The following is a 257-nucleotide window of genomic DNA, read 5'->3' on the forward strand; positions in this document are numbered from 1 at the left end:
TTATCTATGCCGTGCCGCTACAGGGGTACGGCATCTACAATTTTTGCATTATGCAGGCTTTCGGGGCACGGCATCTGCAATTTTTGGCGAGAAATCAAAAGTTATCTATGCCGTGCCGCTACAGGGGGAAGGCATCTGCAATTTTTGGCGAGAAATCAAAAGTTATCTATGCCGTGCCGCTACAGGGGTACGGCATCTACAATTTTTGCATTATGCAGGCTTTCGGGGCACGGCATCTGCAATTTTTGGCGAGAAAT

1 protein-coding gene is annotated in these 257 nt (G+C 47.9%); it reads left to right on the forward strand.

Translation table 11 applies throughout. The features are described from left to right. Window positions 1-257, forward strand: a 257-nt coding sequence (locus tag MiSe_RS50300) for a hypothetical protein (RefSeq protein WP_226595121.1), incomplete at both ends; no start/stop codon positions are given.

Origin of the sequence: Microseira wollei NIES-4236 (assembly GCF_020521235.1) — a bacterium.
GTDB classification, from domain to species: domain Bacteria; phylum Cyanobacteriota; class Cyanobacteriia; order Cyanobacteriales; family Aerosakkonemataceae; genus Microseira; species Microseira wollei.